Source organism: Stenotrophomonas sp. I18B00994, from assembly GCF_014145825.1.
Classification (GTDB): domain Bacteria; phylum Pseudomonadota; class Gammaproteobacteria; order Xanthomonadales; family Xanthomonadaceae; genus Stenotrophomonas; species Stenotrophomonas maltophilia.
This window is the reverse complement of the sequence record NZ_JACIUW010000023.1, coordinates 37,376-50,956: the sequence shown is the minus strand read 5'-3', so window position 1 is coordinate 50,956 and position 13,581 is coordinate 37,376. Positions and strand designations below refer to the sequence as shown.

13 protein-coding genes are annotated in these 13,581 nt (G+C 67.0%); 6 read left to right on the top strand and 7 right to left on the bottom strand.

Annotated elements, in window-relative coordinates; genetic code table 11:
* Positions 1-43: 43 nt before the first annotated feature.
* Positions 44-1,792, bottom strand: coding sequence for a glutamine--tRNA ligase/YqeY domain fusion protein (locus tag H4O10_RS19090; protein ID WP_049454333.1), 1,749 nt, complete (start codon positions 1,790-1,792; stop codon positions 44-46).
* Positions 1,793-2,050: 258 nt separating this feature from the next.
* On the opposite strand from H4O10_RS19090, the gene H4O10_RS19085 reads away from it, so the two are divergent.
* The 3 genes from H4O10_RS19085 to H4O10_RS19075 all read left to right on the top strand — a co-directional run bounded on the left by H4O10_RS19085 (position 2,051) and on the right by H4O10_RS19075 (position 3,679).
* Complete coding sequence (locus H4O10_RS19085) at positions 2,051-2,314, top strand: DUF2007 domain-containing protein (RefSeq protein ID WP_005408153.1); 264 nt, start codon at positions 2,051-2,053, stop codon at positions 2,312-2,314.
* Positions 2,315-2,344: 30 nt separating this feature from the next.
* Positions 2,345-3,010: a peptide-methionine (S)-S-oxide reductase MsrA gene (msrA, locus tag H4O10_RS19080; protein ID WP_033834185.1), complete on the top strand. Its 666-nt coding sequence runs from the start codon at positions 2,345-2,347 to the stop codon at positions 3,008-3,010.
* Positions 3,011-3,301: 291 nt separating this feature from the next.
* On the top strand, positions 3,302-3,679 hold the full coding sequence (locus H4O10_RS19075; protein WP_152904947.1) for a hypothetical protein: 378 nt from the start codon (positions 3,302-3,304) through the stop codon (positions 3,677-3,679).
* Positions 3,680-3,715: 36 nt separating this feature from the next.
* On the opposite strand, the gene H4O10_RS19070 is transcribed toward H4O10_RS19075, so the two are convergent.
* From H4O10_RS19070 to ahpC, 5 genes are all read right to left on the bottom strand, one after another.
* Complete coding sequence (locus tag H4O10_RS19070; RefSeq protein ID WP_033834172.1) at positions 3,716-4,672, bottom strand: transaldolase; 957 nt, start codon at positions 4,670-4,672, stop codon at positions 3,716-3,718.
* 50 nt (positions 4,673-4,722) lie between these two features.
* On the bottom strand, positions 4,723-5,127 hold the full coding sequence (gene rnk / locus H4O10_RS19065; protein WP_005408156.1) for a nucleoside diphosphate kinase regulator: 405 nt from the start codon (positions 5,125-5,127) through the stop codon (positions 4,723-4,725).
* 123 nt (positions 5,128-5,250) lie between these two features.
* Positions 5,251-6,213, bottom strand: coding sequence for a LysR substrate-binding domain-containing protein (locus H4O10_RS19060; RefSeq protein WP_049453900.1), 963 nt, complete (start codon positions 6,211-6,213; stop codon positions 5,251-5,253).
* Positions 6,214-6,298: 85 nt separating this feature from the next.
* Positions 6,299-7,891, bottom strand: coding sequence for an alkyl hydroperoxide reductase subunit F (gene ahpF, locus H4O10_RS19055; protein ID WP_033834171.1), 1,593 nt, complete (start codon positions 7,889-7,891; stop codon positions 6,299-6,301).
* Between the two features lie 223 nt (positions 7,892-8,114).
* A complete protein-coding gene (ahpC, locus tag H4O10_RS19050; RefSeq protein ID WP_005408159.1) occupies positions 8,115-8,678 on the bottom strand; it encodes an alkyl hydroperoxide reductase subunit C in 564 nt (187 codons plus the stop codon).
* A 354-nt stretch (positions 8,679-9,032) separates the two neighbouring features.
* Here ahpC and prmC point away from each other — a divergent pair, with 354 nt between their 5' ends.
* On the top strand, positions 9,033-9,890 hold the full coding sequence (gene prmC, locus H4O10_RS19045) for a peptide chain release factor N(5)-glutamine methyltransferase (protein WP_033834170.1): 858 nt from the start codon (positions 9,033-9,035) through the stop codon (positions 9,888-9,890).
* Positions 9,891-9,938: 48 nt separating this feature from the next.
* Entirely contained in the window at positions 9,939-10,880 is a 942-nt protein-coding gene (gene pip, locus H4O10_RS19040) for a prolyl aminopeptidase (RefSeq protein WP_014646006.1), read from the top strand.
* Between the two features lie 274 nt (positions 10,881-11,154).
* Here pip and H4O10_RS19035 read toward each other — a convergent pair whose 3' ends face one another.
* Positions 11,155-12,039 carry a LysR family transcriptional regulator gene (locus tag H4O10_RS19035; protein ID WP_033834184.1) on the bottom strand — a complete coding sequence of 295 codons (885 nt, stop codon included), beginning with the start codon at positions 12,037-12,039 and terminating at the stop codon, positions 11,155-11,157.
* Positions 12,040-12,144: 105 nt separating this feature from the next.
* Here H4O10_RS19035 and H4O10_RS19030 point away from each other — a divergent pair, with 105 nt between their 5' ends.
* Positions 12,145-13,563 carry an MFS transporter gene (locus H4O10_RS19030; RefSeq protein WP_049402842.1) on the top strand — a complete coding sequence of 473 codons (1,419 nt, stop codon included), beginning with the start codon at positions 12,145-12,147 and terminating at the stop codon, positions 13,561-13,563.
* Positions 13,564-13,581: the final 18 nt, after the last annotated feature.

Here is a 13,581-nt window from a genome sequence, read left to right as displayed (position 1 = left end):
TGTCGATGGCGTGCGGGCGCCGTGCTGGCGCCCGCGCAGGTCCTCAGGCCGACCAGGTATCGCGCAGGGTCACGCTGCGGTTGAACACCGGCGTGGCTTCGGTGTGGTCGCGGCGGTCGGCGACGAAGTAGCCGGTACGTTCGAACTGGAACGACTGCTCCGGCGCGGCGCTGGCCGCGGCCGGCTCGACATAGCCGGTGACGGTGCGGCGCGATTCCGGATTGAGGTAATCGCGGTAGGTCTTGCCTTCCGATTCATCATCCGGGTTCGGCACCGAGAACAGGCGGTCGTACAGGCGGATCTCGGCCGGCACACCATGCACGGCGCTGACCCAGTGGATGGTGCCCTTGACCTTGCGGTTGGCGCCTTCCATGCCCGGACGCGATTCCGGATCCAGCCAGCCGCGCAGCTCGGTGATGGTGCCGTCGGCATCCTTGATCACTTCGTCGCAGCGGATGATGCCGGCGCCGCGCAGGCGCACTTCGCCACCCGGCACCAGGCGCTTCCAGCCCTTCGGCGGCACTTCGGCGAAGTCCTCGCGGTCGATCCACACTTCGCGTGCGAACGGCACGTCGCGGCTGCCGAAGCTCTCGTCCTTCGGGTGGTTGCTGAAGGTCAGCTGTTCTTCATGGCCCTCAGGCAGGTTGGTCAGCACCAGCTTGACCGGATCGATCACTGCCATGCGGCGCGGCGCGGCACTGTCCAGGTCTTCGCGCAACGCGCCTTCCAGCACGCTGAAGTCGATCAGCGAGTTCTGCTTGCTGATGCCCACGCGCTCGGCGAACAGGCGCATCGCGGCCGGGGTGTAGCCACGGCGACGCAGGCCCTGCAGGGTCGGCATGCGCGGGTCTTCCCAGCCGTCCACCAGCTGCTCGGTGACCAGCGCCATCAGCTTGCGCTTGCTCATCACCGTGTAGTTGATGTTCAGACGCGAGAACTCGATCTGGCGCGGCTTGGCGGCTTCGCGCGGCATGCCGGCATCGACCAGCGGCTGGGTCAGCGCGTCGTCATGGGCGAAATCGACGTTGTCCACGCACCAGTCGTACAGCGGGCGGTGGTCTTCGAACTCCAGCGTGCACAGCGAGTGGGTGATGCCCTCGATCGAATCACCCAGCGCGTGGGCGAAGTCGTACATCGGGTAGATCGGCCACGCGTTGCCGGTGTTCTGGTGCTCGACGTGCTTGATGCGGTACAGCGCCGGATCGCGCAGGTTGATGTTGCCGCTGGCCATGTCGATTTTCGCGCGCAGGGTGCGCGCGCCATCCGGGAACTCGCCTGCGCGCATGCGGCGGAACAGATCGAGGTTTTCCTCGACGCTGCGGTCGCGCCACGGCGACGGGCGGCCCGGTTCGGTGAGGGTGCCGCGGTAGGCGCGCACTTCCTCGGCCGACAGGTCGCAGACGTAGGCCTTGCCCTGCTCGATCAGCTTCTCCGCGGCCAGGTAATAGGCCTGGAAGTAGTCCGAAGCATGGCGCAGCTCGTTCCACTCGAAGCCCAGCCAGCGCACGTCGTCCTGGATCGCGGCCACGTATTCCGGGTCTTCCTTGGCCGGGTTGGTGTCGTCGAAGCGCAGGTTGCAGACGCCGCTGAATTCGCCGGCGATGCCGAAGTTCAGGCAGATCGACTTGGCGTGGCCAATGTGCAGGTAGCCGTTCGGCTCCGGCGGGAAGCGGGTCTTGATCGCCTGGTGCTTTCCGCTGGCCAGGTCCTCGCGCACGATCTGGCGGATGAAATCGCGCTTCTCGTGGCTGTCGGCGGGGGTCTCGGGGCTGGCGGGGGTGTGCTCGGACATGAGTCTGGGGCGAAAAAGGGCAGAAAGACCAACAGTCTAGCGCGTACGGGGCAGGGCTGCCCGGTGGGGTGTGGGGATGCCGGCCAGCGGCCGGCACTACCCAACTGCACGGCGATCCACATTCCGCAGGCCCGCTGCCGGCGCTACCGGAAGGTGGATGGGTAGTGCCGGCCGCTGGCCGGCAGAACGGTCATGCGCCGTCACCACCACCATTCAGCCCCCGGGCGTATGCTGGAACCCTGTCCCACGGAGCCGCGCATGCACATCGTGTACAAGGCCGACAACCTGTTCGACGCCCACCTGGTCAAGCACGCGCTGGAAGATGCCGGCATCCCGGCCTTCGTGTTTGGCGAGCAGCTGCTGGGCGGCATGGGCGAGCTGCCGCTGTTTGGTGTGCTGCGGGTGGGAATCCCCGATGCGGCACGCCCGCAGGCCGAGGACATCGTGGCGGCGCTGGACTTGGGCCACGCGCCGGACGCCCCCATTTCAGATGCAGACGACATAGCCGGACTTCCGGCGTAGGAGCGCATCATGTTGGGAATTGGCCAGGGCATCCTCGGCATCGGCGCCTTCAAGCAGCGCCTGCCACGCCCGGAAGAGGCGCTGCCGGGGCGTGACCAGCCGCTGCCGCTGCACAGCAACCAGCACTTCGTGAACAGCCATCCGCTGAAGGACCGTTTTGCCGGCCTGCAGCAGATCCGTTTCGCGCTGGGCTGCTTCTGGGGCGCCGAGCGCAAGTTCTGGACCGAACCGGGCGTGTACAGCACCTCGGTGGGCTATGCCGGGGGCATCACCCCGAACCCGACCTATGAAGAGGTCTGTTCGGGCCTGACCGGCCACACCGAAGTGGTGCAGGTGGTGTTCGACCCGGCGGTGGTGAGCCTGGAGCGCCTGCTGCAGCTGTTCTGGGAGAGCCACGACCCGACCCAGGGCATGCGCCAGGGCAACGACACCGGCACCCAGTACCGCTCGGCGATCCACGCTACCGACGAGGCGCAGTACAAGGCCGCGCTGGCCAGCCGCGAGGCCTACCAGGCGCAGCTGGATGCGGCCGGCTACGGCCCGATTACCACTGAGATCATGTACCCGGCACCGGCGTACTACTACGCCGAGGATTACCACCAGCAGTACCTGGCGAAGAACCCGAACGGCTACTGCGGCATCGGCGGCACCGGCGTGAGCTGCCCGATCGGGTTGGATGTGGAGGCGCCGCGCTGACGCGCGGTGGTCCGCCTGCGGCGGGCAACGTCAACGGCTGAAAGCCAAAGCGGCTCTGGGTTTCTGCGGGTTGGGTGGGGCGGTGTGGGTTGGCAGGACACGCCGTGAACCCCGCTCCGCGGTCCGGCCCAGCCGCTGGCGGCTGGGCGTTCGGGCGCTTGCGAAGCAGTGCTTCGCAAGCAAAGCGCCCTCACCCCTGGGGGCTCGATGGCGCCATCCATGGCGCCAACGGTCCTGCCAACCCACACCGCCCCACCTCCGAGAGTTTCCCGGTGACGGTGGGCGAGAGCATTGGTTACTGACGAACTGAAGAAAAACAAAAAGGACGCGGCGTTCGCCGTGTCCTTTTTGTTTGGTCCTGCAGTGCTTTCTGTAGAGCTGAAGGCAGCGGCAGGAGCCGCTGCCAACGTCGCTTGCGACGGCCCGGAGGGTGCCGGTCAGGACGACCGGCATAGCCATGCTCCGATCCAAGCAAGCGAAGCGCGCGACCCGCTTTTGCTCTTCTTTCTTTCTCCCGTGGCGGGCGGCCACAGGAAACTGTCAGAGGGCGGGCGGGTTGGGTTCGCGGGAGTGTCCGCCGCATGGATGCGGCGGCCAAGCCTCCAGGGATGGATTCACGGCGTCTCCCGCGAACCCAACCCGCCCGACCCAGCACGGCTTTTGCTCTGAGCCCCCCGCCACGAGGGGCTCAGCCGTTGGCCGGAATCACAGTGCCGCGCGGATCCGCTCGCGCAGTGCTTCCAGATCCTTGGCAAACGCCTCGATGCCGGTCACCAGCTTCTCGGTGGCCATCGGATCGGCCGCCAGGTCCGCCGCGAACTTCGCCGCATCGATCGGTGTCACCACCGTGCCATCGGCGGCGCCGGCCACCAGCTTGCGCGGCAGCTCGCCGTGGTCGGCGTCCAGCTTTTCCAGCAGGTCCGGCGAAATCGTCAGGCGGTCGCAGCCGGCCAGCGCTTCGATCTGCGCGGTCGAACGGAACGAGGCGCCCATTACCACCGTCGGCGAACCGCGGCGCTTGAACTCGGCGTACACGCCACGCACGAACTTCACGCCCGGGTCTTCGTCGATGGTGGCCGGGGTCTGGCCGTTGGCCACGTACCAATCGAGGATACGGCCGACGAACGGCGAGATGAGGAACGCGCCGGCTTCGCTGCAGGCCAGCGCCTGGGTCGGGTTGAAGATCAGGGTCAGGTTGCAGTCGATGCCCTCGGCCTGCAGGATGCGCGTGGCTTCCACGCCTTCCCAGGTCGCGGCGATCTTGATCAGGATCTTCTCGCGCGGCACGCCGGCATCGGCGTACATCTGGATGAACTGGCGGGCCTTGGCCACGGTGGCGGCGGTGTCGTGGGCCTGGTCGGCGTCCACTTCGGTGGACACGCGGCCCGGCACCAGCGTGCTCAGCAGCGCGCCGACGCCGATGGTCAGGCGGTCGGCCACGGCGTGCACCACGGCTTCGCGGTCGCCACTCTGCTGGCGGCCCCAGGCCAGTTCGCGTTCGATCAGCTCGGCGTAGACCGGCAGGTCCAGCGCCTTCTTCACCAGGGTCGGATTGGTGGTGCAGTCCACCGGCTGCAGGCGCTTGATCGCCTCGTAGTCACCGGTATCGGCAACGACCACGGACAGTTCGCGCAGCTGGGACAGTTTGGACGGGGTACTCATTACGGCTCCTGGTGCAGGGGGATCGAATCGCGCGCGGTGCGCAGCGGTAATCAGGGGCGGTCGTTGTGGACCGCAGTCACGCGCAGGCGCAGCTTGCGGCCGCCGGGCGCGTTCCAGTCGATGCTCTGGCCGATCGAAAGGCCGAGCAGGGCACTGCCGACCGGGGCCAGCACGGAAACCTTGCCTTCATCGACGTTGGCTTCGCGGGGGAAGACCAGGGTCAGGACGTGCTTCTCGCCCGACACTTCATCTTCGCACTCCACGCGCGAATGCATCATGACGATGCCTTCGGGAATCTGGTCCGGTGCCAGCACGGTGGCCCGGTTGAGTTCTTCAGCAAGCGCGAGCGCGGCAGGCGTCTGGCTCAGCGCAGGGGATTCGAGCATGGCGTCCAGGCGGTCCATGTCGAAGGTGGAAACGGTGATCGACGGCGGCAGGCCGCTGGCGGTACTCATGGTGAAGCTCCTTGGTTGAAAGCCATGCAAAAGGCGGCACCTGCTGGCGCCGCCTGTCTGTATTGTGGGGACAAATGCGGCCGGAATCGACTCCTGCCGATTCCAGGCCGGTGCTGCGGGGGTTCAGCCGTTCAGGGCGGGGCCGGGCAGGGCGGTCGCTTCGCCGGTGGCATTCACCGCATCAAGGGTGAACAGCGCCTGCGGCAGGCGCTTGAACTGGTCGGCCAGTTTCATCAGGAAGTCGTTCATGGCCGAGCTGCGGCGCCAGATCATGGCGATGCGACGGCTGGGACGGCCCTCGCCGGTGAAGTCGAGCAGGCGGATGTTGTTCGAGCGCGGCACCGGCGGCTGCACCGACAGGCTGGGCAGCAGGGTGATGCCGACATCGGCGGCAACCATCTGCCGCAGCGTCTCCAGGCTGGTGGCGCGGAACTCGGACTTCTCGTTGGCGCCGAACAGGCGGCACACTTCCAGCGCCTGGTCGCGCAGGCAGTGGCCATCTTCCAGCAGCAGCAGCTTCTGCGTGGCCAGTTCCTGCACATCCAGGTGTTCGCGGCGGGCTAGCGGGTGGCGCCCGGACACCGCCAGCAGGAATGGTTCCTCGAACAGGAACTCGGCGTGCAGCTGGTCGTCGATTACCGGCAGCGCCAGCAGCGCGGCGTCCAGCTTGCCTTCGCGCAGGCGGTCCAGCAGCACATCGCTCTTTTCCTCGACCAGCAGCAGTTCCAGCTCCGGGAAGCGCTCGCGGATGCGTGGGATCACATGCGGCAGCAGGTACGGACCGAGGGTCGGGAAGATCCCCAGGCGCACCGTCCCGGCTTCCGGGTCGCGGCTGCGTCGCGCCGCTTCCTTCAGCTGCTCCACTTCGGACACGATCACCCGTGCCCGTGCCGCCGCTTCCTGGCCGGCCGGGGTCAGCATCACCTTGCGCGGTGCGCGTTCCACCAGCGGCAGGCCCAGTTCTTCTTCCAGCTTGCGGATCTGCGTGGACAGCGTGGGCTGGCTGACAAAGCAGGAGGCGGCAGCCCGGCCGAAATGCTTGTGGTCGGCCAGGGCTACCAGGTACTTCAGATCACGTAGGTTCATCCTTACACCCCAAGGGTAACGGACCGGCTGACGGCGTGGTTACCCGACAGGCAGACAATGTTCCCGGTGATCTGGGAACGGTGGATCAGGCCGCTTCAGCAACGGCACCGCTGCTGTTGCTCACCGACGAGCGGATCAGGTGGTCGAACGCGCTCAGTGCGGCGGTCGAACCGGCGCCCATGGCAATGATGATCTGCTTGTAGGGTACCGTCGTGCAATCGCCAGCAGCGAACACACCCGGCAGGTTGGTCTGGCCGCGGTCGTCGATGACGACCTCGCCACGCGGCGACAACGCCACCACATCCTTCAGCCACTCGGTGTTGGGCAGCAGGCCGATCTGCACGAAGATGCCTTCCAGCTCGACGCGGTGGGCGTCGCCGCCGACGCGGTCCTTGTAGACCAGGCCGGTGACACGGCTGCCGTCGCCCAGCACTTCGGTGGTCTGTGCGCTGGTCAGCACGGTGACATTGGCCAGGCTGCGCAGCTTCTTCTGCAGCACTTCATCGGCGCGCAGGCTGGAATCGAACTCCAGCAGGGTTACATGCGACACGATGCCGGCCAGATCGATGGCCGCTTCCACGCCGGAGTTGCCGCCGCCGATCACCGCCACGCGCTTGCCCTTGAACAGCGGGCCATCGCAGTGCGGGCAATAGGCCACGCCCTTGTTGCGGTACTGGTCTTCGCCCGGCACGTTCATCTGCCGCCAGCGCGCGCCGGTGGACAGGATCACCGAACGCGACTTCAGCACCGCGCCGTTCTCCAGCTGCACCCGCACCAGGCCGTCTTCGCCGGCCGGCACCAGCGCGCTGGCGCGCTGCAGGTTCATGATGTCCACCTCGTACTCGCGCACGTGCTGTTCCAGTGCCGTGGCCAGCTTCGGGCCTTCGGTCTCCTTCACCGAAATGAAGTTCTCGATCGCCATGGTGTCCAGCACCTGGCCACCGAAACGCTCGGCGGCGATGCCGGTGCGGATGCCCTTGCGTGCGGCGTAGATCGCCGCTGCAGCACCGGCCGGGCCACCGCCCACCACCAGCACGTCGAAGGCGTCCTTGGCGGCGATCTTCTCGGCATCGCGCTTGCTGGCATTGGTGTCCAGCTTGGCCACGATCTGCTCGAGGGTCATGCGGCCCTGGTCGAACACTTCGCCGTTGAGGTACACGGTCGGCACCGACATGATCTCGCGCTTCTCGACTTCGTCCTGGAACAGGGCACCGTCGATGGCCACGTGCTGGATGCGCGGGTTGAGCACCGCCGCCAGGTTCAGCGCCTGCACCACGTCCGGGCAGTTCTGGCAGGACAGCGAGAAGTAGGTTTCGAACCTGTACTCGCCTTCCAGGTTCTGCACCTGCTCGATCAGCTCGGCGGTGGCCTTGGACGGATGACCGCCCACCTGCAGCAGCGCCAGCACCAGCGAGGTGAACTCATGGCCCATCGGCAGGCCGGCGAAGGTCAGGTGGATGTCCTGGCCCGGGGTGCCCAGGTCGAAGGACGGCACGCGGCCCTGGCCATCGCGCAGCACCCGCAGCGAGATCTTGTCCGACAGACTTTCCAGGGTCTGCAGCAGTTCCAGCATCTCCTGCGACTTGGCGCCGTCGTCGGCGTGCGCGGTGATCTGGATCGGGCGGGTCACGCGCTCCAGATAGGTCTTCAGCTGCGACTGCAGGTTGGCGTCCAACATCGGTCTTCTCCTGGCTTCAGGCAAACAGGGGGCGTGGCACCGCTGTACAAGGTAGCGGACCAGCTGGGGGTAGGGGTGAACCCAAGACAGCGACCGTGGAAGGGGCTGGCTGGCCAAGGCGGGCGAGCATTGGCTGTCTTGGGTTCACCCCCACGCCGGTAGGGCACCGGCATGGGGATGATGGGCGCGCCGTGGCGTGGGGCCACGGCAGGCCGGTACTGCGTTAGATCTTGCCGACCAGGTCCAGCGACGGGGTCAGGGTCTTCTCGCCTTCCTTCCACTTGGCCGGGCAGACCTGGTTCGGGTTGGCGGCGGTGAACTGGGCAGCCTTCAGCTTGCGCAGGGTCTCGGAAACGTCACGGGCGATCTCGTTGGAGTGGATCTCCAGGGTCTTGATCACGCCTTCCGGGTTGATGATGAAGGTGCCACGCAGGGCCAGGCCTTCTTCCGGAATGTGCACGCCGAAGGCGTTGGTCAGCTGGTGGGTCGGGTCGCCGACCAGCGGGAACTGGGCCTTGCCGACGGCCGGCGAGGTTTCGTGCCACACCTTGTGCGAGAAGTGGGTATCGGTGGTGACGATGTAGACCTCGGCGCCAGCCTTCTTGAACTCGGCGTAATGGTCAGCCGCGTCTTCGATCTCGGTCGGGCAGTTGAAGGTGAAGGCGGCCGGCATGAAGATCAGGACGGACCACTGGCCCTTCAGGCTGGCGTCGGAAACCTTGATGAACTCGCCATTGTGGTAAGCGTTGGCTTCGAACGGCTGGATCTGGGTGTTGATCAGGGACATCGTTTTTCCTCTGGTGAAGGGGAGTGGGTGAATCGACAGGAGCTAGGTTACCGACTCGCTGGCGATAAGAACAATCCATTGATTGCATCTATTTGATAGATGAAGTCTATCATTTGGCCATGAGCAGGCACTGAACCTTGCCGCTCCCATCCTGCAACTGGCTGTGTGACAAGGGAAATCTCCCGGAGGCGCGAAAAGGGGCCGATAGCCCCTCCTTATTCCCTCCGGCAGAACCTGAACGGATTGCAGCTTTTTGTAGTGTCGAGCCACGCTCGACTGCGGATCTCTGGAACCGAGCCCATGCTCCGCTGTTCCAGAAGCAGCCGAGCATGGGCACGGCTCTACAATTGCGGAATGTCTTTCCAAACCGAACCCACCCTGCGCCAGATCGTGGCCGAGGCCAGTGCCCGTCTCGGCGGCATCGAAGCCCGCCACGAGGCTGAACTGCTGCTGCTTCACGTACTGGACCGCCCGCGCAGCTGGCTGTTCGCCCACGCCACCGATCCGCTGGCCGCCAATGACCAGGCCGCCTTCGAGGCGTTGCTGGCCCGCCGCGTGGCCGGTGAGCCGGTGGCCTACCTGACCGGCCGTCGCGGATTCTGGACGCTGGACCTGGAGGTCGACCCGGCCACGCTGATCCCGCGTCCGGAAACCGAGCTGCTGGTCGAGCTGGCGCTGGAGCGCCTGCCGCCAGACCAGTCGCTGCAGCTGGCCGACCTGGGCACCGGCAGTGGTGCGATTGCACTGGCACTGGCCAGCGAACGGCCGCAGGCGCAGGTGCTGGCCACCGACGCCAGCCCGGGCGCGCTGGCCGTGGCCGCGCGCAATGCCGCCCGCCATGATCTGCGCAACGTCCGCTTCGCCGAAGGCGGGCACGACTGGTATGCGCCGCTGCAGGGCGCGCGTCTTGATCTGATTGCCAGCAACCCGCCGTACATCGCCAGCGACGATCCGCATCTGGAGCAGGGTGACCTGCGCTTCGAGCCGGCCACCGCACTCGCCTCGGGTCCGGATGGCCTGGATGACATCCGCCGCATCGTCGACGGTGGCCAGGCCCACCTGCTGCCCGGCGGCTGGCTGCTGATCGAGCACGGTTGGGACCAGGGCGAGGCGATCCGCGCGCTGTTCGACGCGGCGGGTTTTGCCGAGGTGCAGACCGTGCAGGATCTGGAGCAACGCGACCGCATCACCCTGGGCCGGCGTCCGGCCTAGAATGGAGGTTCTCCTGCCACAGCAGGGCATCACCCTGGAGCTGCAAGCATGCGTACGCTGTACCCCGCCATCACCCCCTATGACGTCGGCACCCTGAAGGTCGACGACCGCCACACGCTGTACTTCGAGCAGTGCGGCAACCCGGACGGCAAGCCGGTGGTGATGCTGCACGGTGGCCCGGGCGGTGGCTGCAGCGACAAGATGCGCCAGTTCCACGACCCGTCCAAGTACCGCATCATCCTGTTCGACCAGCGCGGTGCCGGCCGTTCCACCCCGCACGCCGACCTGGTGGACAACACCACCTGGGACCTTGTTGCCGATATCGAAAAACTGCGCGAGCACCTCAAGGTCGATCGCTGGCAGGTGTTCGGCGGCAGCTGGGGTTCGACCCTGGCGCTGGCCTATGCCGAAACCCATCCGCAGCGCGTGACCGAACTGGTCCTGCGCGGCATCTTCATGCTGCGTCGCTGGGAACTGGAATGGTTCTACCAGGAAGGCGCCAACCGCCTGTTCCCGGATGCGTGGGAGCATTACCTGAAGCCGATCCCGTCGGTGGAGCGCCATGACCTGATCTCGGCCTTCCACCGCCGCCTGACCAGCGACGACGAAACCACCCGCCTGGAAGCGGCCAAGGCCTGGGCGGTCTGGGAAGGCGCGACCAGCTTCCTGCATGTCGATGATGACTTCATCAACAGCCACGAAGACCCGCACTTCGCGCTGGCGTTTGCCCGCATCGAGAACCACTACTTCGTCAACGGCGGCTTCTTCGAGGTGGAAGACCAGCTGCTGCGCGACGCGCACCGCATCGCCGATATTCCCGGCGTGATCGTGCACGGCCGCTACGACGTGGTCTGCCCGCTGGCCAACGCCTGGGACCTGACCAAGGTCTGGCCGAAGGCGAAGCTGGAAATCACCCCGGCCTCGGGCCACTCTGCGTTCGAGGCCGAGAACGTGGACGCGCTGGTACGCGCTACCGATAGCTTCGCCTGATCGGTAGTGCCGGCCGCTGGCCGGCAACGCCGCACCGGTAGCGCCGGGTCATGCGCGGCGCTATCAACCCTCATCCACGCATGGCGTGGATCGACCACAGCCTGGTAGTGCCGGCCGCTGGCCGGCAACGCCGCACCGGTAGCGCCGGGCGATGCGCGACGCTACCAACCCTCATCCACGCATGGCGTGGATCTACCACAGCCTGGTAGTGCCGGCCGCTGGCCGGCAAACCTGAAACGGGTGGATTCCTGCAGACGCCGGTCAGTGGCCGGCGCTACCAATCCCCGGCCAGCAACGCGTCGGCCAGCACCTGCAGCTTCGGCGAATGCTGGCGCGACGGCGGGTAGATCAGTGACAGCGCGCGGCTGCGGCCTTCGAAAGGCTGCAGCACGCGCTGCAGGCGGCCGTCGGCCAAGGCATCAGCCACCGCGAAATCCATCACCTGCACGATGCCGATGCCAGCGATGGCCGCTTCCACCAGCGGATCGCCGCTGTCGAACACCATCCGCGTCGGCGGCGTGAACTCGCGCAGTTGCCCGTCCTGCAGGAACTGCCAGTCCACCAGCCGGCCACTGCGCAGGTTGCGCACCGCCAGGCAAGCATGATCCTGCAGCGCGGCCACATCGTCCGGTGCGCCACAGCGGGCCAGATAAGCGGGGCTGGCCACCGTCACCCAGCGCAGCGGCCGCAATGGCCGCGCGACGATGCGCTGGTCGGCGATGACGCCGGTGCGCAGCGCGGCATCGAAGCCTTCCTCGACCAGATCGACCAGGCGGTCGCTGAGCACGGCTTCCACCTGCAGTTGCGGATGCTGTTCCAGCAATGGCGCCAGCATCGGCACCAGCACCTTGCGCCCGAACATCGACGGCGCACTGATCTTCAACGTACCCGAGGGCGTGCACGGGCGGTCGGCCAGTTGCCGCTCGGCATCGTCCAGGCCGGCCAGCAGCGGTGCCACCTGTTCCACGAACTGGCGGCCATCCGGGGTCAACGCCACGTTGCGGGTGTTCCGCTGCAGCAGCTTTACCCCCAGCGTGGCTTCCAGCCGCCCGATCGCGCGCGACAGGCCGGACTGGCTCAGGCCGAGTTGGCCGGCGGCCACGGTGAAACTGCGCGCTTCGGCCACCTGCACCAGCATGCGCACCGCATTGAGGTCCATCGAGGCTGCATTCATGCGGAAAATCATGACAGAAATGGTGGGCAGGGGGTTTATTGATTCGGTCGCATCAATGAGACTGCGCTCCCCCATCGATCCAGACCGCCGATGCCTCCCCTCAAATACCCGCGCTGGGCGTTGACCCTGCTGGCCACCGCGCAGCTGATCATCGCGCTGGACGCCACCATCATCTTCGTCGCCCTGCATGACATGGGCCGCGCGCTGCAGATCAACGCGCAGCAGCTGCAGTGGGTGGTCAGTGCCTACACCGTGGCGTTCGGTGGCAGCCTGCTGCTGGGCGGCCGCGCCGCCGACCTGATCGGCCGTCGCCGTTTCTACCGGCTGGGCATGCTGCTGTTCGCACTGGCGTCGCTGCTTGGCGCACTGGCGCCGAATGCGACCTGGCTGATCATCGCGCGCGCCGCGCAGGGCGTCGGTGCCGCGTTGCTGTTCCCCGCCACGCTGGCACTGATCAACACGCTGTACGCCGAAGGCCCGGTGCGCAACCGCGCGCTGGCGATCTGGAGCATGGCCAGCGCGGTCGGCCTGGCGCTGGGCACGCTGCTCGGCGGCGTGCTGACCCAGGCGTTCGGCTGGCCGGCGGTGCTGGCGGTGATCGTGCCGCTGGCCACGGCGTGCGCGGTCGCAGCCGGTGCGTGGTTGCCGTCCGATGGTCCACGGGTGCAGGGCCGTTCATTCGATCTGGCCGGTTGCCTCACTGTCACCGCCGGCGGCAGCCTGCTGGTCACCACCCTGGTGCAAGGACCGGAGTGGGGCTGGACGGCACCAGCCACGCTGATCTGCCTGCTGCTTTCAGCCGTGCTGTTGACGGTGTTCGTACAGATCGAAAAACGCAGCCGTGACCCGCTGATGCAGTTTTCGCTGTTGCGCCTGTCGGGCCTGCGCGCGGCACTCGGCCTGACCTTCGCCTTCATGAGCAGCTATGGCGTGCAGTACTACTTCCTGGCGCTCTACTTCCAGGATGGCTATGGCTGGAGCCCGCTGCAGGCCGGCATGGCCTTCCTGCTGCCGACGTTGGTGTGCACCTTCGGCATCCGTATTGCCGAACGCATGCTGCGGCGCCGTTCGCCACGGCAGGTACTGGCCTGGGGCTTCGCCGCCGGTGCCATCGGCATTGCCGCGGTGGCGCTGGCGATGCCGCACGGTGCCAGCTACTGGCCGCTGCTGCCGGGCATCGTGGTGCTCAGCATCGGCCAGGGCATGAGCTGGACAGCGATGTGGATCGTGGCCGGGCAGGGCGTGCCCGGTCCGCAGCAAGGCGTCGCGTCCGGCATGGCGGCCACCGCCCAGCAGATCGGCGGCGCGTTGGGACTGGCGGTGCTGGTGATGGTGGCCAACGCCGCGCGGGGCACGCAGGCCGCAACCAGTGCCGACGCCCTGCAGGGCATGGTCAATGCACAGTACGGCGCCGCGTTGTTCGCCGCGCTCGGCGTGGTGATCGCGCTGGGCCTGCGCCCGGCGCCGGTCGAATCGGCCGCCACCGTCTGCCCGGTCAGCGAGGCATGATTGAAGGCGCTGGCGTGG